This window comes from Stenotrophomonas sp. SAU14A_NAIMI4_5, assembly GCF_003086795.1.
Lineage (GTDB): Bacteria > Pseudomonadota > Gammaproteobacteria > Xanthomonadales > Xanthomonadaceae > Stenotrophomonas.
This window is the reverse complement of record NZ_CP026003.1, coordinates 691,814-718,715: the sequence shown is the minus strand read 5'-3', so window position 1 is coordinate 718,715 and position 26,902 is coordinate 691,814. Positions and strand designations below refer to the sequence as shown.

Sequence of the window (26,902 nt, the reverse complement as noted above, 5' to 3'; positions counted from 1 at the left end):
TTCTGGGTCATGGTTGGATCCAACACTGCGGCCATCAATCCTTGACGGATCCCGGCTGGCCGAGCCGGGGTTGCCGAGACCTCCCCTCAGGCCCTGTAGCAGAAGCAGCGCCGGCGGCGTGACCGCCGGCGCGTTGTTGCCTTACCAACCGAAGCCGGCACCGACGCCGACCGAGGCGTCATCACTGCTGAACGCACCGCCGAGGGTGACCGTGGCGCGATCACTGATCGCACGCTGGTAGCCCAGCGACATCGCCGATTCGCCGCCCTGGAAACCGATGCCGACACCGACCCGGTTCTGGGTGCGGATGCCGGCGGCACTGGTGGCCATGTTGAGCATGGCCGCGCTCATCGCGCCCTGGCGGTCGATGCGGCGATCCATGTGGCGCAGGCGGCCATCCACTTCGCCCTTGAACACATCGAAGCTGTCGGCGACGGCCTGCACGCGGCTGTCGGTGTAGCTGTTGGCGGTGGTGATGCCGCGGTCCAGCTGGCCCTTGTTCACCGCGTCGGTGGCCGCGGTACCTGCGGCCACGTTGGTGACCTGGCGTTCGTTGCCTTCGCTGCCCACCGACACCGTGTTGGCGCGGTCGGCGACCGAGCCCTGGCCCAGTGCAACCGCGTTGGCGGCGGTGGCCGATGCGCCCTGGCCGATGGCCGTGGACGAAGCGCCGCTGGCGACGGCGCCGTCACCCATGGCGACTGCATTGGCACCGACGGCCGGCTGCGCCGCCGTGGCGCCTTCGACGCTGGGCTTGGCCACCACGTTCGACCGCGAGGCCACTGCATCGGCCTCGGCCACGGTGGCGACCTGGGCGGTGCTCGCCTGCACGCTGGCGCTGCGCAGGCTGGCCGTTGCCGTGCGGCTGGTGCCACCGGCAGTGCGCTGGTCAAGCTCGCTCACCTTCCTGTCCAGTGCGCCCAGTGCGTCGCCGACATTGCTGTAGGTCGAGCCCTGGATGACGTAGTTCGGCGCGATGAACACCCCCTGCATGCCGACGCTGGCACCGCCGCCAAGGATGCTGGCGGCATCGCTGAGCGACTGGAACAGCTGGCCGCCGTTGATCGCCTGGCGGCTGCCGGACGCGATGCTGCCGGCGCCGACGTTGTTGATGACGGTGCCTTCGATGCCGGACAGGGTCAGCTGGTCGCGGCTGGCATCGTCGTAGGCCACCGCGTTGGCCGAGGTGGACTCCACCGTGGCGATGCGCGAGTCGAAATCACCGACGCGGGTTTCGACCGCACCCACACGCTGGTTGGTGACGTTGAGCTGCGAACCGGTGACCGCGTCGCTGCTGCCGGCGGCGATGCGGCCATCGGCCACGTTGACGATGCGGCGGGTGGCTGGACCATCGGTGCCGTTGCCGCCACCGACCGAGACCACGTTGGCCTCCACCGCACGCGCGCCGGCACCCAGGGCCACCGAGTTGTTGCCGCTGACCGCGCTGTTGGCACCCAGCGCCAGCGATGCATTGCCGATGGCGTTGGCGCTGCTGCCCACGGCATTGCTGCGGTTGCCGCTGGCAGTCGCGCCCGAACCCACGGCGACAGCATCAGTGCCGCTGGCGGTAGCCACGCCACTGCCATTGGCCTTGAAGCGCTGGCCGACCGCATCGGCGGTAGCGGCCACAGCGTCGAGCTGGCCCTTGTTCACCGCATCGGTGGTTTCAGTACCGGCGGCCACGTTGGTGATCTGCCGCTGCGCGGCCGCGTTGCCCACCGACACCGTATTGGCGCGGTCGGCCTGCGAGCCGTTGCCGAGCGCGACGCTGTTGGCCGCACTGGCGGTGCTGTTGGCACCCAGCGCGGTGGCATCGGTCGCGTCGGCCCAGGCGTTCCAGCCGATGGCGCTGGCGTAGTCACTGGTCGCCCAGGCGCCGGCACCGAAGGCCGCCGCGCCGGTACCGCTGGCACGCGCCGGGATCAGGCCGAAGTAGGTGCTGCCACCGATGGCCACGCTTTCATCACCCGTGGCTTCGCTGGACTGGCCCATCGCCACCGCGTTGGCACCGGCCGCGGCAGCACCGAAGCCGACCGCAGTGGTGTTGGCGCCGGTGGCCGCCGAGCCATAGCCCAGTGCGGTGCCGAGGCGGCCGCTGGCTTCGCTGTAACCACCGACGGCGGTGGTGCCATCGGCGGTGGCGGAGGCGCGGAAGCCACTGGCCAGCGACTGCGCGCCGCTGGCGATGGCTTCGGCACCGTTGGCCGTGCTGTAGACACCCGTGGCCTGCGCCGCGTTGCCGGTGGCGGTGCTGCTGATCTCGCTGGCCACCGCGCCGCTGCCGTAGGCCGCACTGTTCTCGCCGGTGGCCTGCGCCTCGTTGCCGACGGCCGCGGCATTGGCGCCGGTGGCCAGGCTGTTGAAGCCGACTGCTGTGGCATTTTCAGCCAGGGCGGTGGCGCCGCTGCCCAGCGCGGAGGCGCCGTTGCCGATGGCGTTGGAGGCTTCACCCGCAGCCAGTGCGTTGTCGCCTTCCACATAGGCACCGGCATCGCTGTCGGCGCTGCCACTGGCCTGGAAGTACTTGCCGGTGTTCTCCGCGGTGGCGGCGACGGCATCCAGCTGGTTCTTGTTCACCGCATCGGTGCCTTCGGTACCCGCTGCCACATGGGTGACCTGGCGTTCGCCGCCCTCGCTGCCGACGGCCACCGTGTTGTCACGGTCGGCCGTGGAGCCTGCGCCCAGCGCGACACTGTTGATGCCGTTGGCGGTGGCACCGGCACCGAGCGCGGTGGACTGCACTGCGCCGGCCCACGAGTTCCAGCCGATGGCGGTGGCGTAGTCGTCGGTCGCCCAGGCACCGGCACCGAAGGCCGCCGCACCGTAACCGCTGGCACGCGCCGGGATCAGCCCGAAGAAGGTGCTGCCGCCGATGGCCACGCTTTCATCGCCCGTGGCTTCGCTGGAATCACCCATGGCCACGGAGCTGGCGCCGCTGGCGGTGGCGAACACGCCGGCCGCGGTGCTGTTGGCACCACTGGCCAGGGTGCCGTAACCCAGCGCGGAGCCGAGGCGACCGCTGGCTTCGCTGTAGCCGCCGACGGCGGTGGTGCCATCGGCCGAGGCCGAGGCACGGAAGCCGCTGGCCAGTGACTGCGCGCCGCTGGCGATGGCTTCGGCACCGTTGGCGGTGCTGTAGACCGCCGTGGCCTGCGCGCCGGCACCGGTGGCGGTGCTGCTGGTTTCGCTGGCGACCGCACCACTGCCGAGGGCGGCGCTGTCTTCGCCGGTGGCCTGGGCGTTGTTGCCCATCGCCGCGGCGTTGCCGCCGGTCGCCAGGCTGTTGAAGCCAACCGCGGTGGCGTTGGCCGCTACTGCGGTGGCACCACTGCCGAGCGCGGTGGCACCGTCGCCGATGGCATTGGCGGCCTCACCGGCGGCCAGTGCGTTGTCGCCTTCCACATAGGCGCCGGCATCGCTGTCGTCGCTGCCGCTGGCCTGGAAGTACTTGCTGGTGTTCTCCGCGGTGGCGGCGACGGCATCCAGCTGGTCCTTGTTCACCGCATCGGTGCCTTCGGTGCCGGCCGCGACGTTGGTGATCTGGCGGGTATTGCCAGCACCGCCGACCGAGACCGTGTTGTCGCGGTCTGCAATCGAGTCGGCGCCCAGCGCCACGCTGTTGGCGCCCTGTGCTTCGGCGGCGTTACCCAGCGCCGTAGCGTTGGTACCCGGTGCCCAGGCACCACCACCAACCGCAGTGGAGTAATCACCCGACGCTTCGGTGGCGAGCAGGCCGAACAGCGAACCACCGATGGCCACGCTGTTCACGCCAGTGGCCAGGCTGCCCTGGCCGGTGGCCGTGGCATAGGCACCGGAGGCTTCCGAATCGCCACCGAGCGCCACGCTGTTGGAACCGGAGGCGTTGGCGAAGTTGCCGAACGCGGTGGCGTTGAAGGCCGACGCGCTGGCATAGCCGCCGATGGCGGTGCTGTAGCCACCGGTGGCTTCGGCACCGATGCCGAACGCCGCCGAAGCGGTACCGCTGGCGACGCTCTCGCTGCCGACCGCGGTGGCGGCTTCGCCGCTGGCGCTGCTGAAATAGCCCACTGCCACGGCTTCCTCACCGCTGGCTTCGGACAGCACGCCGGTGGCGGTGCTGCCGGCACCACTGGACACGGCCGCAGCACCGAAGGCGGCACTCTGCTCGCCGCTGGCTTCGCTTTCCGCACCCTGCGCGGTGGCGTACTCGCCGGTGGCCTGCGCGTTGGCGCCGATGGCGCTGGCGTTGTCCGCCGTGGCCAGGGCATTGAAGCCGATCGCCTGCGCGTTGGTGCCGATGGCATTGGCACCGCTGCCCAGTGCGATGGCACCGTCACCGATGGCGTTGGCGGCTTCGCCGGCAGCCAGGGCGTTGTCGCCTTCCACGTAGGCGCCGGCATCGCTGTCGTCGCTGCCGCTGGCCTGGAAGAACTTGTTGCCGGTGCCTGCGCTGGCGGCCACGGCATCCAGCTGGGCCTTGTTCACTGCATCGGTGGCCTGGGTGCCTGCGGCGACGTTGGTGACCTGGCGTTCGCTGCCGGCGCTGCCGACCGACACGCTGCGGTCGCGGTCAGCCACCGAGCCTGCGCCGAGAGCCACGGCATTTTTGCCGTTGGCGGTGCTGCCGGCACCGAGCGCGATGGCGCTTTCGCCACCGGCAACCGTGTTCGTGCCCACCGCGATGCTGTTGACGCTGTTGCCAAGTGCCTGGAAGCCCAGCGCCAGGCTGTAATCGCCGTAGCTGAAGGCACCGCGGCCGACGGCGGTCGAGCTGACACCGTTGGCCCAGCTGTTGTAGCCGATGGAGGTCGCGCCGTTGGCACTGGCCCAGGCCGCCGGGCCGAAGGCCGAGGCGTTGGTACCGGTCGCCCACGCACCTGCACCGAAGGCGGTCGCGCCTTCCTCGCTGGCGGTGCTGTAACCACCGACGGCGGTGCTGTCATCGGCCTTGGCGAAGGCGCTGTCACCGATGGCGACGGCATAGCTGCCGGTGGCGCGCGACTTGCCGCCCGCGGCGAAGCTGTTGTCACCGGTCGCCTGCGCGGCATTGCCGAAGGCGCTGCTGCTGGCGCCGGTGGCCTGTGCGGCATTGCCCACCGCAGTGGAACCGGCCGAGGCGGTGGTGCCGACCTGCACCGGATTGCCTTCGTCGTCCAGCAGCGGCTGGTTGTACTCGTCGTACGCCTGGCCGAGGCCACCGATGGCGACGGCACCATCGCCGTCGGCGAAAGTGTTGCGGCCCAGGGCCACGGTGTCGGCGCCGATGGCACCGGCACCTGCGCCCTGCGCAAGCGCGCCTGCGCCGATCGCATTGCTGGCCGAACCCGCAGCCACCGCACCTTCGCCTTCGGCGTAGGCGCCGGCATCGCTGCCCTCCTCACCCTGCGCCTGGAAGAAGCGCGCGGTGGTGTCGGCGGTGCTGGCCACCGCATCGAGCTGGCCCTTGTTCACCGCATCGGTGTCTTCGGTACCGGCGGCCACGTTGGTGATCTGGCGATCGTTGCCTTCGCTGCCGACGGCCACGCTGTTGTCGCGCACCGCTTCGGAGTTGGCACCGAGGGCGACGCTGTTGGCGCCACGCGCGGTGGCGTAGTAGCCCACGGCGGTGCTCTGCGCACCACTGGCCCAGGTCTGCGCACCCAGCGCACTGGCGTTCTCGCCCGGCGCATAGGCGAAGTAGCCCACCGCCGTCGATTCGGCGCCGGAGGCTTCGGTCAGGCTGCCGTTGGCCACGGCGTAATCGCCGCTGGCGATGGCACCGGCACCGACGGCCGTGGCGGCTTCGCCGCTGGCCTGGGTCTGCACGAAGAAGCCCAGGCCCGGGATCAGGTCGGCCGGGCCACCGATGGCCACGCTGCTGGTGCCGGTCGCGTTGCTCTGCGTACCCAGCGCGGTGGAGTAGTCACCCACGGCGTTGGCCACGGCACCGAAGGCGGAGGACTGCGCGCCGGCGGCATAGGCACCGACACCGTAGGACGAGGCGGCAAAGCCGCTGGCTTCGGCGCTGGCACCCACGGCGGTACCGCCGACGCCGGCACTGGTCGCGCCGGTTTCCACCGGCACGCCACCGCTGGTGATCAGCGGGTTGCCGTCTTCATCGACGGCGGCGCCACCGACGGCGACGCTGCCCGGGCCGGCGGCCTGGGCGTTGTTGCCGAAGGCGGCGCTGTTCTGGCCGCTGGCCAGTGCGTTGTAGCCCACGGCCGTGGCGTTCTGGGCGACGGCGGTCGCGCCGGCACCGACCGCAGTAGCGCCGTTGCCGATGGCATTGGCGGCCTCGCCGGCAGCGAGGGCGTCGTCACCGTCGGCCAGTGCACCGGCATCGCTGTTGCTGCTGCCGGTGGCCTGGAAGCGCTTGGCAGTGGTATCGGCGACTGCAGCCACGTCCTTCAGCTGGCCGACGTTGACCGCATCGGTGTCTTCGGTGCCTGCGGCGACATGGGTCACCTGGCGTTCGTTGCCATCGCTGCCGACGGCCACGGTGTTGTCACGGTCGGCCTGCGAGGCCGCGCCGAGGGCGACGCTGTTGCTGCCGTTGGCGGTGGCGCTGGCACCGAGCGCGGTGGACTGCGCGCCGTCGGCCCAGGCATTCCAGCCGATCGCGGTTGCATAGTCTTCGGTGGCCCATGCACCGGCACCATAGGCCGATGCACCGTAGCCGCTGGCGCGCGAGGTGATCAGGCCGAAGTAGGTGCTGCCGCCGATGGCCACGCTCTCGTCGCCGGTCGCTTCGCTGGCTTCACCGACGGCGACGGCGACGGCGCCGGCACCGGTGGCCGTGGCGAACACGCCCGCAGCAGTGCTGTTGGCGCCGCTGGCGACGGTGCCATAACCCAGTGCCGAACCGAGGCGGCCGCTGGCTTCGCTGTAACCGCCGACGGCGGTGGCGCCGTCGGCCGAAGCCGCCGCGCGGAAGCCGCTGGACAGCGACTGCGCGCCGCTGGCAACAGCTTCGGCACCGTTGGCGGTGCTGTAGACCGCCGTGGCCTGCGCACCGGCGCCGGTCGCGGTGGTGCTGGTTTCACTGGCCACCGCACCGCTGCCCAGCGCGGCGCTGTCGCTGCCGCTGGCCTGTGCGTTGGTGCCCACGGCCGAGGCGTTCTCGCCGGTAGCCAGGCTGTTGTAGCCGACCGCCGTGGCCTGCGCGGCGATGGCCACGGCACCGCCGCCAAGCGCGGTGGCACCATCGCCGATGGCGTTGGCTGCTTCACCGGCAGCGAGCGCGCTGTCGCCCTCGGCCAGGGCGCCGGCGTCGCTGTCGTCGCTGCCACTGGCCTGGAAGTATTTGCGGGTGTTCTCCGCGGTCGCGGCGACCTCGTCCAGCTGGTCCTTGTTCACCGCGTCGGTGCCTTCGGTACCGGCAGCGACGTTGGTGATCTGGCGGGTGTTGCCGGCGCCACCGACCGAGACGGTGTTGTCGCGCTCGGCGATCGAATCGGCACCCAGCGCGACGCTGTTGGCGCCCTGTGCTTCGGCGGCGTTGCCCAATGCGGTGGCATTGGTGCCCGGTGCCCACGCGCCGCCACCGACGGCGGTGGAGTAATCGCCCGAAGCTTCGGTCGGCAGCAGGCCGAACAGCGCGCCACCCACGGCCACCGAGTTGGTGCCGGTGGCGAGGCTGCCCTGGCCGGTGGCGGTGCTGTAGGCGCCGCTGGCTTCAGCATCGCCGCCGACGGCCACGCTGTTGGAACCGCTCGCGTTGGCGGCGTTGCCGACCGCGGTTGCGTTGAAGGCCGAGGCGCTGGACAGGCCGCCCAGTGCGGTGCTGTAGCCGCCGCTGGCTTCGGCACCCACGCCGAAGCTGGCCGATGCGGTGCCGCTGGCGGTGCTGCCTGCGCCGACGCTGGTGCTGCCGCTGCCCGAGGCCTGCGACTGCGCGCCGACGGCGGTGGCTTTGTCAGCGGTCGCCTGTGCGCTGTGGCCCAGCGCCGTGGTGTCGTCGCCATCGGCGGTGGCCGATGCGCCGGCGGCCAGTGCGCCCTCGCCATCGATCTGCGCGGCGTCGCTGTCATCGCCCGCACCATCGGCCTTGAAGTAGCGGCGGCCCTGCGCGGCGGCGGTGGCCAATGCGGCCTGGGTGGCCTGCGCCTGCGCATCGAGCTGCGCGCGGTTGACCGCATCGGTGGCCGCCGTACCCGCGGCCACGTTGGTGATCTGTCGTTCGCTGCCGGTTGCGCCCACCGACACGGTGTTGGCGCGGTTGGCAGTGGAGCCGGCACCCAGCGCGACGCTGTTGGCCGCGCTGGCGGTGCTGCCGGTGCCCACGGCCACCGCGTTGCGGCCGCTGGCGTTGGCGCTGCCGTCAACCACGCACTGGTCGATCACGCTGTTGCTGAGGGTCACGCAGTTGGCGTTGCCGCCCACTTCCACCGACTGTGCGGCAACGAGGCCGGAGCCTCCCAGTCCCATGGCCAGGGCAAGCGCTGCGGCCAGGGTCACCGGCCGCACGTGGTCGGCATCGCGGCGCTGGTCGACGACCCCACCGCGGGTGTTGGAAGAGGCCAGTTCCGAGGCGACCACCAACTGACCCCGTGCTTTGTTCCAGACCTTGCGATAAATCCGATTCATCGATACGGCTCCTGATTTCTGGGCTGGTTTTGGGCAAAGCAACGCCATCGCCGGACCTTCTGGTCCAACGTCCCCCCTGGGGGCGTTATTCGCGTGATTTACTGCGGGTATTGCCGAACGCCGCGCAGCGACAGAAAACCGGGCGCAGAGCGACGTGCGGTTACTGCGATATGAACAGATTTGAAACAGGGCCCAAGTGTTAACGGGAACTTTCCAGATCGTCAAGACTTTGACGCAGGAAAAGCGGTTGCCGTGAGCCAGTTCACGTTTTCGCCTATTTATTCTGCGATTTTGTTATTTACTTGTGACGGGATATCGACGCCATGTAAATGCATGTAACTCACCGCTGCGGCAGGATTTTCTGCCCGCGTAAAGAAAAACCCGACAGTCGCCTGTCGGGTTTTCCGTACGTCATCGCATTGCAGCCTGCGCGGCAAATGCGCCGTCAGCCGCACCACACCCGCGCGTTGCGGAACATGCGCATCCACGGCGAATCACCCTGCCATTCGGCCGGGGCCCAGCTCAGGTTGAGCGCACGCGGCGTGCGTTCCGGGTGCGGCATCATGATGGTGACGCGACCGTCGGTGCTGGTCAGGCCGGTGATGCCGTCCGGCGAACCGTTCGGGTTCAGCGGGTACTGGCTGGCGACGTTGCCGTTGCCATCGATGTAGCGCAGCGCCACGCGTGCGGTGGCCTGGTCCACGGCGTTGTCGAACACGGCCTGGCCTTCGCCATGCGCCACCGCCACCTGCAGGCGCGAACCGGCCATGCCACGCAGCAGGATCGACGGCGACTCCACCACTTCCAGCAGCGCGGTGCGGGCTTCGAACTGCTCGCTGGCGTTGCGGCGGAACTGCGGCCAGTGCTCGGCACCGGGGATGATGTCCTTCAGCTGGCTCATCATCTGGCAGCCGTTGCACACGCCCAGGGCGAAGCTGTCCTCGCGGGCGAAGAACGCGGCGAAGGCATCACGCAGCGCGCTGCGCTCGAGGATCGAGGTCGCCCAGCCACGACCGGCACCGAGCACGTCGCCGTAGCTGAAGCCGCCACAGGCCACCAGGCCGGTGAACTCCTGCAGGGCGACGCGGCCTTCGATGAGGTCGCTCATGTGCACGTCGTACGCGCGGAAGCCGGCACGTTCGAAGGCGTTGGCCATTTCGATCTGGCCGTTGACGCCCTGTTCGCGCAGCACGGCCACGCGCGGACGCGCACCGGTGCTGATGAACGGCGCGGCCACGTCTTCGTTGAGGTCGAAGCTCAGCTTCGGCTTCAGGCCCGGCGCATTGAACGCACGCGCCACCTCGCGCTCGGCATCGGCGTTGGCCGGATTGTCGCGGCGCTTCTGCATCGCGTGGGTGACCGACCACCAGGCGTCGAACAGCGCTTCCCAGCGCCATTCGGCCAGGTTCTCGCCGCCCAGCGACACGCGCACCACCGGTGCGGTGGTCGGCTTGGCGATGCGCTGCGCGCACTCGATCAGGGCATGGCGCTCGACCAGGTCGGCGAAAGCCGCACGGTCTTCGCGGGCGATCTGCACCACCGCACCCAGTTCTTCGTTGAACAGGCTGCGGAACGGATCATCGCCCCAGGCATCGAGGGTGATGTCCAGGCCGAGGCGCGAGGTGAAGGCCATTTCGCACAGTGCGGCGAAGGCACCGCCGTCGCTGCGGTCGTGGTAGGCCAGCAGCAGACCGGCCTGGCGCGCATCGCGGATCAGTTCGAAGAAACCACGCAGGCGCTGCGGGTCATCCAGGTCCGGGGCGGCACCGGCGAAGGCCGGCAGGTCGCCGTGGTCGGCATGCACCTGGGCCAGGATCGAACCGCCCAGGCGCTGCTTGCCGGCACCGAGGCCGATCAGCCACAGCTCGCTGTCCACGTCGCGGTCGAGCAGCGGGGTCAGCTGCTGGCGCACGTCGGCCACCGGCGCGAACGCCGAGATGACCAGCGACACCGGCGACACGCTCTTGTGCGCTTCGCCCTGGTCGTGCCACTGCGCCTGCATCGACAGCGAGTCCTTGCCCACCGGAATGCTGATGTCCAGCTGCGGGCACAGCTCCATGCCCACCGCCTTCACCGCGTCGTACAGCAGCGCGTCTTCGCCCGGGTGGCCGGCAGCGGCCATCCAGTTCGCCGACAGCTTGATCTCATCCAGCGCATCGACCGGAGCCGCGCACAGGTTGGTCAGCGCTTCGCCCACGGCCATGCGTGCCGAAGCAGCAGCATCGAGCAGGGCCAGCGGGGTGCGCTCGCCCAGCGACATCGCTTCGCCGGCCACGCCGTCGAAGTCGGCCAGGGTGATGGCAACGTCAGCCACCGGCAGCTGCCACGGGCCGACCATCTGCTCGCGCGCGGTCAGGCCACCGACGCTGCGGTCACCGATGGTGACCAGGAAGTTCTTCGAGGCCACGGTCGGGTGCGCGAGCACGCGCAGGCCGGCTTCCTGCAGGTCCAGGCCACCGGTCTTCAGCGCCGGCCAGCGCGGGGCCGGCGGGTGTGCGGTGTCGCGATGCATCTTCGGCGGCTTGCCGAACAGAACGTCCATCGGCAGGTCGATCGGCGCATCGGCCGGGGTGTGGCCCGGCACGGCGCCGTAGGCCACGACCAGGTGTTCTTCGGCGGTGGCCACGCCGACGGCGGCGAACGGGCAGCGCTCGCGGGCGCACAGCGCGGCGAACTCGGCCAAGCGCTCCTGGGCTACGCCCAGCACGTAGCGTTCCTGCGATTCGTTGCACCACAGCTGCATCGGCGACAGCGACGGATCATCGGTGGGCACCTTGCCCAGATCGATGACGCCGCCGACGTTCGAGTCGTGCAGCAGTTCGGGGATGGCATTGGACAGGCCACCGGCACCGACATCGTGGAAGAACTTGATCGGGTTGTTGGCCCCCATCGCCACGCAGCGGTCGATGACCTCCTGGCAGCGGCGCTCCATTTCCGGGTTGTCGCGCTGCACGCTGGCGAAGTCCAGGTCCTCGGCGCTTTCGCCGGAGGCCACCGAACTGGCGGCACCGCCACCGAGGCCGATCAGCATCGCAGGGCCACCGAGCACGATGACCGCATCACCGGCCTGCAGCTGGATCTTGTCGACCTGGATGCGGTCGATCGCGCCCAGGCCACCGGCCAGCATGATCGGCTTGTCGTAGGCGCGGACCAGATCGGCGCCTTCAGGCAGCTCGAAGCTGCGGAAGTAGCCGAGCAGGTTCGGGCGGCCGAACTCGTTGTTGAACGCGGCGCCGCCGAGCGGGCCGTCGGTCATGATTTCCAGCGCCGGTGCCATGCGCGGGTTCAGCGCGCGCGGCGCTTCCCACGGCTGCGGCAGCTCGGGAATGCGCAGGTGCGAGACCGAGAAACCGGACAGGCCGGCCTTCGGCTTGCCGCCACGACCGGTCGCACCCTCGTCGCGGATCTCGCCACCGTTGCCGGTCGAGGCGCCCGGGAACGGTGCGATCGCGGTCGGGTGGTTGTGCGTTTCCACCTTGATCTGGAAGGCGCTGGGCACCTGCGGTTCGCGGCGGTACTCGCCACTGGCCGGATCGGGGCGGTAGCGCGAGGCCGGGTGGCCTTCGATCACCGCGGCATTGTCGCTGTACGCGCTGAGCGTGTGCTGCGGGGTCTGCTGGTGGGTGTTCTTGATCATCCGGAACAGCGAACGGTCCTGTTCCTGGCCGTCGATGGTCCAGCTGGCGTTGAAGATCTTGTGGCGGCAGTGCTCGGAGTTGGCCTGCGCGAACATCATCAGTTCGACATCGGACGGCGAGCGGCCCAGCGCGGTGAAGCGTTCGCGCAGGTAGTCGATCTCGTCCTGGGCCATGGCCAGGCCGAGGCGCTGGTTGGCGGCCTCCAGCTGGTCCACCGGCACGCGTTCCAGTTCACCCCGCGCCGGGGTGGTGAACAGCGCCTGGCCCTGGTCGACGGTGTCCAGCACCGACTGGGTCATCGGGTCATGCAGGGCCTTGACCAGCGCCTGCTGGGCGGCGGCCTCGGTCGGCCAGCCCTGCACGTCGATGCGCAGGCCGCGCTCGACCCGGCTGACCGGCTGGCCGGCACCGCGGACCAGTTCGGTGGCCTTGCTGGACCAGGGCGACAGGGTGCCCAGGCGGGGCACGACGATGCGGCTGACGGCACCGTCGGCGATGGCCTCGGCCTGCGGCTGGGCTTCCAGGATGCGGCACAGGGTGGCCACGTCGGGGGCGGCCGTGCCTTCTGGCTGCACGAAGTAGACGTGCCAGGCACCGCTGATGCGCAGGGAGGGAGCGATGGACTGCAGGCGGGATTCAAGGCGTTCGCGGCGGAACAGCGACAGGGCGGGCGCGCCCTCGAGGACCATCATGTCCGGGGAACCGTAGTTGGGAAACGGGCCCGACATTGTACCGGAACCGGGGGGAGGGCTTTGGCCGGGCGGCGCCCGGCACCCGCAGAGGCGCCCAGGCCACGGCAACGGCCGGAGCAAGAGCCGGAGCAACGGCAACAGCGGGTTTTCTGGGGGATGGCGGGGTGGGTCCGGTTGCGGGGGACGCCGTAAACCCATCCATGAAGTGACCCCCAAAAGTTGGACAGTTGGGGGATCAGGCGGCCAACGCGGCCTGCTGCCGGTACTTTACCGGGCTCAGGCCCTTTAGTTTCAATCGGATACGGTCTTCGTTGTAGTACCGGATGTATGGAGGTCTTGCAGGCCTCTTTGGCCACCTGCAATTTGAAACGAACCTCATATCTATTCATATAACCCTCTGGGTTGGATCAGGTGTCCAACTCCAGGGGGTCACTTCACCATGGGGGCTTGGTCGCGGCATCCATGCCGCTCACACCCCCGCAACCGGACCCACCCCGCCTCCGACAGTTTCCCGGTGGCCAGTAGATCCACGCCATGCGTGGATGCCGCCCGGTAGTGCCGGCCGCTGGCCGGCAGCAGGGAAACAAAGCAAAAGCAGGAAATCAGGCATCCAGAGCGCAGCGACCGGCTTTTGCTTTTGAATTTTCTTTTGTCTTTCGTGGCTGGCGCGCGCAGGAACCTGTCCGTGGCCGGGCGGGTGGGTTGCGCAGGGGCGCAGGCGCCATGGATGGCGCCTACGAGCTTACATGGACGTACTTGCAGCGTCCCCTGCGCAGCCCACCCGCCCGGCCTCCCCCAGAAATCCGCTCTTCGCGGAAATCCCCAGCCACGAGGGGGCCCCGCCGATGGCAGCCAACCGCGCGCCAGCGCCGCTCTTCGCCGAAATGCCGGAACCATGCACTCGCTCACGGATTGACCGGGCAATTGATGACAACGTTGTCCCCACCTGGCCCCGGACTCTCTCCCCGGTAACCCAGGTACCCCGTCCGCCCCCACCGTCGCCCCCCTCCCGGGCGACGTCCGGACCTGCGTCACGCGCGGCGCCATCCGGCCCGCGCGCCACCGGAAGTCGGAGACACACCATGTACGACAAGCTTGTGCAGAGTGCCGATGTACGCAGTGCCGAACGTTCCTCCCGCTCACCCCGCCCGCGCCGCCTGGCCTGGCTGCTGGCCCTGGCCGCCGGGGCGGCCGCCCTGCCGGGCCTGGCCCAGGCCGCCAGCTGTGCCGGTGTGGCGCAGTGGGACCAGGCCAAAATCTACCGGGCCGGCGACACCCTGCAGAAGGGAGGGGTCCTGTACCGGGCGAACCAGGACATCTGGAACGCACCGCCGGACCACCCGGCCGGGGCGCCCTACTACACCAACCTCGGCGCCTGTGATGGCAGCGGCGCCAACCAGCCGCCGGTGGTCAGCCTGACCTCGCCGGCCAATGGCGCCACCTTCAGCGCCGGCAGCACGGTCACCGTCAGCGCCACGGCCAGCGACCCGGACGGCAGCGTCAGCAAGGTCGAGTTCTTCCGCGATGGCAGCTCGATCGGGGTCGACACCAGCGCGCCCTACAGCGCCAGCTGGGCCAACGCCAGCGCCGGCAGCCACACCCTGCGCGCGGTGGCCACCGACAACCACAACGCCACCACCAGCACGCCTACCATCACCATCACCGTCAACGCGGCCAGCGGCGATACCATCGCGCCCAGCGTGCCCGGCGGGCTGGCCGTGGGCACCCGCACCGCCAGCAGCATCGCGCTGAGCTGGAGCCCGTCCACCGACAACACCGGCGGCAGCGGCCTGGCCGGCTACGACGTGTACCGCAACGGCAGCCTGGTCGGCTCGCCGTCCAGCGCCAGCTACGTCGATGGTGGCCTGACCGCCTCGACCACCTACCGCTACCGCGTACGCGCCCGCGACAACGCCGGCAACGCCTCGGCGCAGGGCACCGAGATCAGCGCTACCACGCTGGCCGGTGACAGTGGCGGCACCGGCAAGCGGGTCATCGGCTACTTCACCCAGTGGGGCATCTACGGCCGCAACTACCGGGTGAAGAACATCGACAGCAGCGGCTCGGCCGCGCGCCTGACCCACATCAACTACGCCTTCGGCAACGTGCGCAACAACCGCTGCGAAGTGGGCATCACCCAGGCCTCGGACCCCAACACCGGCGCCGGCGGCGATGCGTTCGCCGATTACAGCAAGGCCTTCGGCGCGGGTGAGAGCGTCAGCGGCGGCGCCGACACCTGGGACCAGCCGCTGCGCGGCAACTGGAACCAGCTCAAGCAGCTCAAGGCCAAGTACCCGAACCTGAAGGTGCTGATCTCGCTGGGCGGCTGGACCTGGTCACGCGGCTTCTCCAGCGCGGCACGCCCGGAAAACCGCCAGGCCTTCGTGGCCTCCTGCATCGATGCCTACATCAAGGGCAACCTGCCGGTGACCGACGGTGCCGGTGGTACCGGCGCGGCGCTGGGTGTGTTCGACGGCATCGACATCGACTGGGAATACCCGGTGGCCTGCGGCATCGAGTGCGGCAAGCCGGAGGACAACGCCAACTTCACCGCGCTGATGGCCGAGTTCCGCCGCCAGCTCGATGCGGTGCGACCGGGCCTGCTGCTGACGGTGGCCGTGGGTGCGGGCATCGACAAGGTCCGCGTCACCGACCCGGCGGCGTACCACCCGTACCTGGATTACATCAACGTGATGACCTACGACTTCCACGGCGCGTGGGATGCGAAGACCAATCACCAGTCGGCGTTGTTCGATTCGCCGGATGATCCGTCCACAGGCGACCAGAAGCTGTACAACAGCAACGACGCCATCGAGGCCTTCATCAGCCGCGGCGTGCCCGCAGCCAAGCTCAACCTGGGCATTGGCTACTACGGCCGTGGCTGGACCGGGGTGGCCAGCGGCAACAACGGCATGTACCAGACCGCCGGCGGCGCCGCACCGGGTACCTACGAGGCCGGCATCGAAGACTGGAAGGTGCTGAAGAATCTGGCCTGGCAGGGCTATACCGACAATACCGCCGGTGCCACCTGGATCTACAACGGCAGCACGCTGTGGAGCTTCGACACCCCGGCCAACATCACCCGCAAGATGGGCTACGTGAAAACGCAGGGCCTGGGTGGTGCGTTTGTCTGGGAGTTCAGTGGTGACGATGCGCAGGGCACGCTGACCAAGGCGGTCAGTGATGGCCTGAAATAAGGAAAAAGCCGGGGACGCATCGCGTCCCCGGCTTTCCCCATGGATTCAACATCCGCCGGGCATGGCCCGGCGCTACCCGGCCATCCCACGGTAGCGCCGGGCCATGCCCGGCGATGTTGCGGTCAGCGCTTGGCGGACAGCTTTTCCAGCGCCGCACGCAGCTGCGCCGGCGGCAGATAGCCGCCCAGCTGGGTGCCATCGGCCGCGAAGATCGCCGGCGTGCCATTGACGCCCAGCTGCTGGCCCAGCGCGTACTGCATGGCCACCGGGTTGGTGCAGTTCTTCGCCGGCACGCTGCCGCCACGTTTGGCGTTGGTAAGTGCCTGGCGACGATCGGCGGCGCACCAGACCGAGATCATGTCGACGTAATCCTTGCTGCCCAGGCCCATGCGCGGGAACGCGAGGTATTCAACGGAAATGCCGTTGCGGTTGAGTTCGGCGATGTCCTGGTGCAGCTTGCGGCAGTAACCGCACTCGATATCGGTGAACACGCTGATGGTGTACTTCGCATTGGGCGCGGCGAACACGATGCGGTCACCGTGGTTGGCCTTGGCCAGCAGGTCGCGGCGGTAGCCGAGCAGGCCCTCGCTGTTGGCCGGGCCCTTTGCCTGGATGTCGTAGGGCTGCGACTGGAACAGGTAGCGACCGTCGTCGGACACGTACAGCAGCTGGCCGGACACCAGCACTTCGCGGAAGCCGGGGAACGGCGCCGAGCCGATGTAATCCACCTTGGAACCGGGGATGAGCGTGGCGAGTGCGGCGCGCACCGTCTGTTCGGAGGCGCCGTTGGCGCCCGGGCTGGCCTTGGCGGCCGCGGCAGCCGGGGCCTTGGCGGCGGGCGGAGCCGGTTGGGCACAGGCGGTCAGGCTGACCGCGCTGAACAGTGCAGCGATGGCAAATCGGAACATGGGCAATCCGCTGGGAATCAGACCCCGGATTCTGACACAGGCCCGTGTGACGGGCCGCGACCGCGCGCACGCCCCGGGTGACGCGCCGCGCGCTCCGTTCAGCCGCGCGGGTGATGCCGCGCGTGCAGCTTCTGCAGGTGTTCGCGCGCCACCAGGGTGTAGATCTGGGTGGTGGACAGTGAACTGTGGCCCAGCAGCATCTGCAGCGCGCGCAGGTCCGCGCCCCGGTTCAACAGGTGGGTGGCGAAGCTGTGGCGCAGGCCGTGCGGGCTGATCCGCGCCGGATCGATGCCGGCCACCTGCGCATGACGCTTGACCAGGTGCCAGAACGCCTGCCGGGTCAGCGCATGCAGGCTCGGCTCGATGAACAACGGCGTCTGCCCATCGGCCAGCGCGTGCACCTTGCCCTTGCCCACCAGCTGCGGCCGCGACTGCTGCAGGTAGCGTTCCAGCCAATGCTGCGATTCCTCGCCCAGCGGCACCAGGCGCTCCTTGCTGCCCTTGCCGGTCACCCGCAGCACGCCCTGGCGCAGGTTGACCGCGGTGGCCGGCAGCAGCACCAGCTCGCTCACGCGCAGGCCGGCGGCATACATCAGTTCCAGCATGGCGCGGTCGCGCAGGCCCAGCGGACTCTCGATGTCCGGCGCGGCCAGCAGAGCGTCGATCTGGCTTTCGGCCAGCGCCTTGGGCAGCAGCCGGGGCAGCTTGGGCGGGTCCAGCAGCGCGCTGGGGTCTTCGCTGCGCTCGCCGCGGCGCACCCCATCGGCGAAGAACGCGCGCAGCGCCGACAGCAGGCGCGCGTTGCTGCGCGGCGACCAGCCATGGCGGGTGCGCCAGGCCAGGTAATCGAGCAGGCCCGGGCGTTCGATGCCGGCCAGGCCGCCCTCGCGGCCATCCATCCAGCGCGCGAGCCCTTCCAGGTCGCGCCGGTAGCTGTCCAGGGTGGCGCGGGCCAGGCCGTTCTCGGCCCAGATCGCATCGAGGAAGCGCTGGATGCGCACGCTGTCGTCGGCGCGCAGTTCCGGCAGCTGGGTAACCAGCTGGCGGCGTTCGGCAGGGGTGGAAATGACGGCCATGCGTGCAGGATACGAGGGCCACTGCGGGCGCGGCCAGCTTTGCGTATGCTCGGCGCATGTCCCGCCCTGCCCCCGACGCGGCCACTGCGGCCGCCACCGAAACGCCCCGCCCGCGTGCGCTGCTGCCGTGGCGCGTGCTGGCGATGGTCTATGACGCATTGCCGGTATTGGCGCTGTGGATGCTGGCCGGCACGCTGTTCACCCTGGCCTATACCTTCAGCGGCCATGCGCAGCGCGAGAACATCGCGCCTTTCAGCGCCTGGCAGTGGCTGCTGTGGGCGGTGTGCTGGGCGGTGACCGGGTGGTACGCCACGGCCAGCTGGCGCCGCGGCGGGCAGACCCTGGGCATGCGGCCGTGGCGGCTGAAGCTGGAATCGCGTGATGGCACGCCGCTGCGGCGCCGCCAGCTGTGGCTGCGCTTCGCGGTGGCCACGCTGTCGCTGCTGCTGGGTGGGCTGGGGTTCTGGTGGGCGTGGCTGGACCGGCAGCGCCTGACCTGGCACGACCGCGCCAGCGGCACCCACGTGGTGCGGATGCCGAAGCGCTGAGAAAATCCGCCGGGCATGGCCCGGCGCTACCCACGTAGAGTCGAGCTTGCTCGACTGCGGTGCACGGCCGTCGAGCAAGCTCGACGCTACGGGTCAGCCTTCCGGCAGGATCACCGCCGGCTGTGTCCAAAGCTCGAAGAACTGCGACGAGAACGCCGTCGCCTTGACGTCGTCGGCGACCGGGATCTTTCCGTTCAAGGCCGCGCGGGTCGCGCCGAAGTCCTGCCACAGCTTCAGGCTGGCCTTCTTCAGGCGCTTCTGCTCACCGGCATCGCTGGCCGCCAGGTACTGCGCATACAGTTCGCGCATCGGCTTGCCCTTGTCCTCGAAGGCGGCCGGCAGTTCCGGCAGGGTGGCCGCGGTGTACTCGACCGTCGCGTCCGGCGTCCGGTAGCCATCCGGGCCAAACGCTTCCTTCAGTTCGTCCTCCGCTTCCAGATACTCGAAGAAGCCGGGCACGTTGAAGAGCTTGGTGCGGTAATCCGACGAGGTATCCGGGCTGTTGGACACCACCGTGGTCGGCAGTTCGCCCAGCAGGCCGACATCCCAGCGGCGCGGAATGAAGAAGCCGGTCACCTTCACGTACGGGCCGTCGATCACCACGTCATTCAACTCGACCTTGGACACCAGGCCACCGGAATTGGTTTTGCTGGTGACGTACTGCTCGGTCACGATCACGTACTCGCTCAGCGTCGGGTTGATCAGGCCACCGATGCCGCCGGCGTAGACCACCATGCGCACGCTGCCGATCTTGCTGCTCTGCAGGCGGTACTGGCCCGGCTCCAGGCTGATGGGCACCGCGGTGTGCGGCGGAATCAGATGCGGCTGCGCGTCGATCGACAGGGTCACCGGCTCATCGGTGGGGTTGTCGATCTCGAAGTCGACCGAGCGGCTGCAGCCGGCCAGCAGGAACAGGGCGGCAACAGCAGGAAGCAGGCGTTTGAAGAGCATGTTCATCCTTGAAAGTGTTCATCCTTGGGGTGGAGCGTGCGGGCGCCGCATGCGCCCGCGCGGTGAAGACCGGCGCTGCTACCTGCGCCGGAACAGCCAGCCGGACACCGCCAGCATGACGATGGGCGGCAACGCGTACGCAATGCGGTAATCGAATTTCAGCGCACCGGCCATACGCCCGAAGAACAGCTGCAGCAGCCAGAAGCCCAGCGCGAACAGGATGCCCAGGAACAGGCGCTTGCCCATGCCGCCGCTGCGCAGCGAACCGAACGCGAACGGCACGGCGGCCAGGCACAGCGCCAGCACATTCAGCGGGTAGAACCAGCGGCTCCAGTAGATATCCTCGAAATCGCGGGCATCCAGGCCGTTGCGCTCGCGGTATTCGATGCTGGTGCTCAACTCGCTCAACTTCAGGTTGCGCGGCTTGGCGATGCCGGTCGCCAGCGCGCCGGCATCCAGCTTGGAATCCCAGGGCTCGCGTGCGGCTTCCTCGCGGGTCGCGCCACGCTCGGCGAAGGTGTCACGCTTGACCCCCGTCAGCACCCAGCCGTCTCTGTCATGCTCGGCAGTGGCGGCGTGGGTCAGCGAGGCGATGTTGCCGTCCTCGGCGATGCGGTACAGGCGCACGTCACGCAGGATCAGCCGCGTGCCCTTGTCACCGACCAGCTGCTCTTCGCCGCTGGCAGCGTTGAGGAAGGTGTCACCCTCGCGTGCCCACAGGCCCGAATAACGGGCCGTGGTCACATCGGTGCCCCACTTGGCGCTCATCTTCAGCGCATCGGCGCGGTTCTGGCCCCACGGCCCAAGGGTCTCGGCACTGATCACCATCACGCCGGTGAGCAGCGACAGCGCGATCGCCACCGACACACTGAGGCGCTTGCGCGACAGGCCCAGCGCGCGCAGCGCGGTCAGCTCGGAGGTGGCGGCCAGCTGGCCCAGGCCCATCAGCGCGCCGATCACCGCGGCGGTCGGGAAGAAGGTGTAGGCCCGGCGCGGCACGGTGTACAGCACCCAGGCCGCGGCATGGCCCAGTGAATAGCCGTTCTTGCCGATGTCCTTGAACTCACCGGAGAAGGCCATCACCACGTCCAGGCCGGTCAACACCGCCCAGGTGAGCAGCACGGTGGTGAACACCGCACGGCCCAGGTAGAAATCGAAACGCATCGGTCGCAGCTTCATGCGCGGGCTCCCTTCGGGCGCGCCAGGCGGCCATCGCGGAAATACATCCACAGCGCGAAGCCGAGCAGCGGCAGGGTCAGCCACCACAGGCCGACGGCAGGCGGAATCCTGCCGTTGGCGATCCAGCCACTGCCGATGAACATCAGGTTGGTGCCGACCATGTAGGCCAGCAGGGCCAGCATCATCCGGCCATAGCGCTGCTGGCGCGGCGAGCTGCGGCCCAGCGGCACGGTCAGCAGGGCGAAGGCCAGGGCGATCAGCGGCGGGGCGACGCGGCGGTGCAGCTGGGCCTTGGCCTCGGCGCGGTCGTCACCCAGCAGCTGCAGGGTCGGCATCAGCTCGGGGTCATCCTCCTCCTTGGCCTGGGCGCCGTCGGGCAGAGCCACATCATTGCGGGCGAAGGTCGCCAGGCGGTAATCCAGCGCGCCGGCCAGCGGGCCCTCCACCTGGTGGCCGTCATCCAGCTCCAGGAAGCGCTGCTGCTTGCCCTCGAAGAACATGCGGCCGCCGGCGGCGGACACCACCTCCAGGCGGTCATCCTTCTGCCGCTGCAGGAACACGCGGCCCAGCTTCGTGCCATCGGGCGAAATCGAGGACAGGTAGACCACCCCGCCATTGGGCAGCGGGGTGAAGCGGCCCGGCTCCAGCCCGGCCATCAGCACGCTGCGGTTGGCGTCCTGGATCATCTGCTCGGCGGTGCGGCCGGCCCAGGGGCCCAGCCACAGCGAGCAGGCGCCGACCAGCAGCACCACCGGCACCACCAGCATCAGCAGCGGCCGCAGCAGACGCTTGGGCCCCACGCCAATGGCGGTGATGACCGCCATTTCCGAATCGCGGTACAGGCGGGCGATGGACAGCAGCAGGCCCAGCATCAGTGCCAGTGGCAGGATCAGCGGCATGTAGGCGATGAACTGCAGGCCCAGCTGCGAGAACAGCAGCTTGGCCGGCAGCCGTCCGTCGGCGATGTTGCCGAGGATGTCCACCAGCACGCCGCCCACGCTGACCACCAGCAGGACGATCAGGGTAGCCAGGAAACTCTGGACGAAATCGCCCAGCAGGTATCGGTCGAGCTTCAGCATGGGGCGGTGGTTTAAACTCTGGGGTTCGTTCGCGGTGCCGCCCAGTCTACTGTCTGGGCGTAAACGGCCTGCGATTGTACGGACTCGCCAATGGAATCTGCTCAATGGCCCTCGAATTCACCCTGAACCACCTCGCGCCGGCCGCCGCCGGCGTCGACTGCCTGGTCGTCGGCGCCTATGCCGACCACTCACTGACCCCGGCCGCCCAGGCCCTGGACGCCGCCAGCGGTGGCCGCCTGGCCGCCCTGGCCCAGCGCGGCGACCTGTCCGGCAAGACCGGCGCCACCACCCTGCTGCATGACCTGCCGGGCGTCAGCGCCCCGCGCGTGCTGGTGGTCGGCCTCGGCGAAGCCGCCCGTTTCGGCGTGCCGCAGTACCTGAAGGCCGTCGGCGACGCCGTGCGCGCGCTCAAGGCCGGCGCCGCCCGCAGCGCGCTGTTCACCCTGTCCGAAGTGGCCGTGAAGGACCGCGACGCGGCCTGGGCGATCCGCCAGGCGGTGATCGCCGCCGACCACGCCGCCTACCGCTACACCGTCACCCTGGGCAAGAAGAAGGCCGATGACGCCGGCCTGGCCCAGCTGGCCATCGCCGGCGACGACGCCCAGGCCCTGGCCCAGGGCCAGGCCATCGCTGCCGGTGTCGAGTTCGCCCGCGAGCTGGGCAACCTGCCGCCGAACTACTGCACCCCGGCCTACCTGGCTGAAGTGGGCGTGAAGTTCGCCGGCGAGCACGACGGCGCCGAAGCCGAGATCCTCGACGAGCACCAGATGGAAGCGCTGGGCATGGGCTCGCTGCTGGCCGTGGCCCGTGGTTCGGCCAACCGCCCGCGCCTGGTCGTGCTGAAGTGGACCGGTGGCGGCGACGCCAAGCCGTACGTGCTGGTCGGCAAGGGCATCACCTTCGATACCGGTGGCGTCAACCTGAAGACCCAGGGCGGCATCGAGGAGATGAAGTACGACATGTGCGGTGGCGCCAACGTCATCGGCACCTTCGTCGCTGCCGTGAAGGCCAAGCTGCCGCTGAACCTGGTGGTGGTCGTGCCGGCGGTGGAAAACGCCATCGACGGCAATGCCTACCGCCCGTCCGACGTGATCACCTCGATGTCGGGCAAGACCATCGAAGTCGGCAACACCGACGCCGAAGGCCGCCTGATCCTGTGCGACGCGCTGACCTACGCGCAGCGCTTCGAGCCGGCCGCCCTGGTTGACGTGGCCACCCTGACCGGCGCCTGCCTGGTTGCCCTGGGCCACCAGACCGCCGGCCTGATGAGCAAGCACGACGACCTGGCCAACGAGCTGCTGGCCGCCGGCGAGCACGTGTTCGACCGCGCCTGGCGCCTGCCGCTGTGGGATGAGTACCAGCCGATGCTGGATTCCAGCTTCGCCGACGTCTACAACATCGGCGGCCGCTGGGCCGGCGCCATCACCGCCGGCTGCTTCCTGTCGCGCTTCGCCGAAGGCCAGCGCTGGGCTCACCTGGACATCGCCGGCGTGGCCAGCGACGAAGGCAAGCGTGGCATGGCCACCGGCCGCCCGGTCGGCCTGCTGAGCCAGTGGCTGCTGGACCAGGTCGCCCGCGCCTGATGCCGTACCTGCCCCTGGCCGGCGCCCGCCGGCCGGGGCATCCTCCGGCCTGCCCCTGCCCGGCACGCCGGGCCCCTGCCCGACCCGGACCCTGCCATGCCCCGCGCTGATTTCTACCTGATCGCCAAGCCCCGTTTCCTGACCGAGCCGCTGCGCCTGGTCTGCGAACTGGCGCGCAAGGCCAACGATGCCGGGCTGCCCGCCCTGGTGCTGGCCCGCGACCAGGCCCAGGCCGAAGAGCTGGACGAACTGCTCTGGTCGTTCGACGAGGATGCCTACATCCCGCACCAGATCGTCGGCGAGGACGTGGACGAGGAAGAGGCCGTGGTGCTGATTTCCATCCCCGGTGACGAGGCGCCGATGCGCCCGCTGGTCATCAACCTGCGCGACGAACCCTGGCTGGGCCAGTGCGAGCGCGTGCTGGAAGTGGTGCCGGCCGACCCGGAAGCGCGCGAACCGCTGCGCGAGCGCTGGCGCCAGTACAAGACCGCCGGCTACGACCTGAACAAGCACGACATGTGAGCGCGGCGTGGCCCCCTTGATGGGCCGTCCCGCTGCCCTGATCCTTCAACGATTACCTTCTGGTTCCCCCGCATGACCCAACTCGCCTCCAGCTACGACCCGAAGTCCTTCGAGACCGACCTCTACAAGACCTGGGAGGACGCCGGCCACTTCAAGCCGTCCGGCAAGGGCGAGCCCTACACCATCCTGCTGCCGCCGCCGAACGTGACCGGCACCCTGCACATGGGCCATGCCTTCCAGCAGACCCTGATGGATGCGCTGGTGCGCTACCACCGCATGCGCGGCTACGACACGCTGTGGCAGGTCGGTACCGACCATGCCGGCATCGCTACCGAAATGGTGGTCAGCCGCAACCTGGCGCTGGAAGGCAAGGGCGAGACCCGCGATTCGCTGGGCCGTGAAGGCTTCATCGGCAAGGTGTGGGAGTGGAAGCAGCAGTCCGGTGACATCATCGAGCGGCAGATGCGCCGCCTGGGCACCTCGGCCGACTGGTCGCGCAGCACCTTCACCATGGACCCGCAGCCGTCCGAAGCGGTGATCGAGGCCTTCGTGCGCTGGCACGAACAGGGCCTGATCTACCGCGGCCAGCGCTTGGTCAACTGGGATCCGGTGCTGAAGACGGCGATCTCGGACCTGGAAGTGGAGAGCGCCGAGGAAGACGGTTTCCTGTGGTCGATCGCCTACACGCTGGACGAAGGCCTGAGCTACGAGCACGTCGAGCGCGATGCCGACGGCGTGGAAACCCTGCGCGAAACCCGCGATTACCTGGTCGTGGCCACCACCCGCCCGGAAACCCTGCTGGGCGATACCGCGGTGATGGTGCACCCGGAAGACGAGCGCTATGCGCACCTGATCGGCCGGAGCGTGGTGCTGCCGCTGACCGGCCGCCGCGTGCCGGTGATCGCCGACGACTATGTCGACCGCGCGTTCGGTACCGGCGTGGTCAAGGTCACCCCGGCGCACGATTTCAACGATTACCAGGTGGGCGTGCGCCACAGCCTGCCGATGATCAACCTGTTCACCCCGGTGGCGGCGCTGAATGAAAACGCGCCCGAACGCTTCCAGGGCATGGACCGCTACGAAGCGCGCAAGGCCGTGCTGGGCGAACTGGAAGACCTGGGCATCCTGGTCGAGACCAAGGCGCACAAGCTGCAGGTGCCGCGCGGCGACCGCACCGGCCAGGTGATCGAGCCCTACCTGACCGACCAGTGGTTCGTGAAGATGGACGAGCTGGCGCGTCGTGGCCTGGAGCTGGTCGAGAACGGCAGCATCGCCTTCGTGCCGCCGAACTGGATCAACACCTACCGCCACTGGATGAACAACATCCAGGACTGGTGCATCAGCCGCCAGCTGTGGTGGGGCCACCGCATTCCGGCCTGGTTCGATGCCGCCACCGGCAGCTGCTACGTGGGCCGCAGCGAAGACGAAGTGCGCGCGAAGAATAATCTGGGCAGCGACGTGGTGCTGAGCCAGGAAAGCGACGTGCTGGAGACCTGGTTCTCCTCGCAGATCTGGCCGTTCTCCACCCTGGGCTGGCCGAACGCGCAGGCCATGGCCGAGCGTGGCTTCGACCGTTACCTGCCGTCGTCGGTGCTGGTCACCGGCTTCGACATCATCTTCTTCTGGGTGGCGCGCATGATCATGGCCACCGACAACCTGACCGGGAAGATCCCGTTCAAGGACGTCTACTTCACCGGCCTGATCCGCGACAGCGAAGGCCAGAAGATGTCCAAGTCCAAGGGCAACGTGCTCGACCCGCTGGACATCATCGACGGCATCAGCATCGACGACCTGGTTGCCAAGCGCACCAGCGGCCTGATGCAGCCCAAGGCCGCGGAGAAGATCGAGCGCCGCACCCGCAAGGACTTCCCGGACGGCATCGCCGCCCACGGTGCCGATGCGCTGCGCTTCACCATCGCCGCGCTGGCCACCCACGGCCGCGACATCAAGTTCGACATGAACCGCGCCGAGGGTTACAAGAACTTCTGCAACAAGCTGTGGAACGCCAGCCGCTTCACCCTGATGAACACCGAGGGTGCCGCGTTCAACGGCGTGCCGCAGCCGCGCACCGATGCCGAGCGCTGGATCCTGGCGCGCCTGGCCGCGGTCTCCGCCGAGGCGCAGGGTCACTACGCCAACTACCGCTTCGACCTGCTGGCGCAGTGCCTGTATGAGTTCGCCTGGAACGAGTTCTGCGACTGGTTCCTGGAACTGAGCAAGCCGGCACTGAACGGTGGCGACGCCGCCGACGCCGACAGCACCCGCCACACCCTGCTGTACGTGCTGGAAGCGCTGCTGCGCCTGCTGCACCCGCTCACCCCGTTCATCACCGAACAGCTGTGGCAGCAGCTGGCCCCCCGCCTGGGCCTGGCCGAAACCACGCTGTCGCTGCGCCCGTACCCGACCGCCGACGAATTCGCCGGTGATTTCGCCCAGGCCGAGGCCGACGTGGAATGGCTGAAGGCCGTGATCAGTGCCGTGCGCCGCGTGCGCAGTGAACTGAACGTGGCCCCGTCCAAGCTGGTGCCGCTGCGCCTGCAGGCCGGCCTCGAGCTGGACCGCGTGCGCATCGAACGCTTCAGCGCCTCGCTGTCGTTCCTGCTGAAGCTGGACAGCATCCAGTGGCTGGGCGAAGGCGAAAGCGCGCCGCCGGCCGCCGCCGCGATCGTGGGCGAGCTGAAGCTGCTGGTGCCGCTGGAAGGCCTGGTGGATCTCGACGCCGAGCGTGCGCGCCTGGACAAGGAGATCAAGCGCGTGGAAAGCGAGAAGGAAAAGAGCGAGGCCAAGCTGGCCAAGTTCACCGACAAGGTGCCGCCGGCCGTGGTCGAGCAGGAGCGCGTGCGCCTGGTCGACTGGAACATCCAGCTGGCCGGCCTGCAGGAACAGCGCGCGAAGCTGTAACGCCTGCGGTCCGGGTGCCAACCAAGGTTGGCATCTACCAACGCGGAAATGGAAACGCCGGGCATTGCCCGGCGTTTCCAT

General features: G+C 69.1%; 12 protein-coding genes and 1 pseudogene. 5 read left to right on the top strand and 8 right to left on the bottom strand.

Annotated elements, in window-relative coordinates:
* Positions 1-141: 141 nt before the first annotated feature.
* The 3 genes and pseudogenes from C1925_RS03230 to C1925_RS03220 all read right to left on the bottom strand — a co-directional run.
* Positions 142-8,547 carry an ESPR-type extended signal peptide-containing protein gene (locus C1925_RS03230; protein ID WP_108767677.1) on the bottom strand — a complete coding sequence of 2,802 codons (8,406 nt, stop codon included), beginning with the start codon at positions 8,545-8,547 and terminating at the stop codon, positions 142-144.
* A 445-nt stretch (positions 8,548-8,992) separates the two neighbouring features.
* The gene (gene purL, locus C1925_RS03225) at positions 8,993-12,877 is read right to left on the bottom strand and encodes a phosphoribosylformylglycinamidine synthase (RefSeq protein WP_108767676.1); all 3,885 of its coding nucleotides are present in this window, start codon (positions 12,875-12,877) and stop codon (positions 8,993-8,995) included.
* Between the two features lie 235 nt (positions 12,878-13,112).
* Positions 13,113-13,205: pseudogene (locus C1925_RS03220) on the bottom strand (IS3 family transposase); the annotation flags it as partial.
* Between the two features lie 754 nt (positions 13,206-13,959).
* On the opposite strand from C1925_RS03220, the gene C1925_RS03215 reads away from it, so the two are divergent.
* Positions 13,960-16,074, top strand: coding sequence for a glycosyl hydrolase family 18 protein (locus C1925_RS03215; protein ID WP_108767675.1), 2,115 nt, complete (start codon positions 13,960-13,962; stop codon positions 16,072-16,074).
* Between the two features lie 122 nt (positions 16,075-16,196).
* Here C1925_RS03215 and C1925_RS03210 read toward each other — a convergent pair whose 3' ends face one another.
* Both C1925_RS03210 and xerD read right to left on the bottom strand, forming a co-directional pair.
* Positions 16,197-16,982 (bottom strand): DsbC family protein, encoded by a 786-nt coding sequence (locus tag C1925_RS03210; RefSeq protein WP_108767674.1) that lies wholly within the window; start codon positions 16,980-16,982, stop codon positions 16,197-16,199.
* A 98-nt stretch (positions 16,983-17,080) separates the two neighbouring features.
* Entirely contained in the window at positions 17,081-18,058 is a 978-nt protein-coding gene (gene xerD, locus C1925_RS03205) for a site-specific tyrosine recombinase XerD (protein ID WP_108767673.1), read from the bottom strand.
* 56 nt (positions 18,059-18,114) lie between these two features.
* Here xerD and C1925_RS03200 point away from each other — a divergent pair, with 56 nt between their 5' ends.
* Entirely contained in the window at positions 18,115-18,606 is a 492-nt protein-coding gene (locus tag C1925_RS03200; RefSeq protein WP_108767672.1) for an RDD family protein, read from the top strand.
* A 93-nt stretch (positions 18,607-18,699) separates the two neighbouring features.
* Here the strand turns inward: C1925_RS03200 and C1925_RS03195 are convergent, their stop codons facing one another.
* The 3 genes from C1925_RS03195 to lptF form a co-directional block, all read right to left on the bottom strand.
* A complete protein-coding gene (locus C1925_RS03195; RefSeq protein ID WP_108770600.1) occupies positions 18,700-19,557 on the bottom strand; it encodes a hypothetical protein in 858 nt (285 codons plus the stop codon).
* A 78-nt stretch (positions 19,558-19,635) separates the two neighbouring features.
* The gene (gene lptG, locus C1925_RS03190; RefSeq protein ID WP_108767671.1) at positions 19,636-20,736 is read right to left on the bottom strand and encodes an LPS export ABC transporter permease LptG; all 1,101 of its coding nucleotides are present in this window, start codon (positions 20,734-20,736) and stop codon (positions 19,636-19,638) included.
* Complete coding sequence (gene lptF, locus C1925_RS03185) at positions 20,733-21,815, bottom strand: LPS export ABC transporter permease LptF (protein ID WP_108767670.1); 1,083 nt, start codon at positions 21,813-21,815, stop codon at positions 20,733-20,735. Before lptF ends, lptG begins: the two co-directional genes overlap by 4 nt.
* A 104-nt stretch (positions 21,816-21,919) precedes the next feature.
* On the opposite strand from lptF, the gene C1925_RS03180 reads away from it, so the two are divergent.
* The 3 genes from C1925_RS03180 to C1925_RS03170 all read left to right on the top strand — a co-directional run bounded on the left by C1925_RS03180 (position 21,920) and on the right by C1925_RS03170 (position 26,821).
* Positions 21,920-23,398, top strand: a complete 1,479-nt coding sequence (locus C1925_RS03180) for a leucyl aminopeptidase (protein WP_108767669.1) — start codon at positions 21,920-21,922, stop codon at positions 23,396-23,398.
* A gap of 96 nt (positions 23,399-23,494) precedes the next feature.
* Positions 23,495-23,920 carry a DNA polymerase III subunit chi gene (locus C1925_RS03175; RefSeq protein WP_108745936.1) on the top strand — a complete coding sequence of 142 codons (426 nt, stop codon included), beginning with the start codon at positions 23,495-23,497 and terminating at the stop codon, positions 23,918-23,920.
* A gap of 72 nt (positions 23,921-23,992) precedes the next feature.
* Entirely contained in the window at positions 23,993-26,821 is a 2,829-nt protein-coding gene (locus C1925_RS03170; RefSeq protein WP_108767668.1) for a valine--tRNA ligase, read from the top strand.
* Positions 26,822-26,902: the final 81 nt, after the last annotated feature.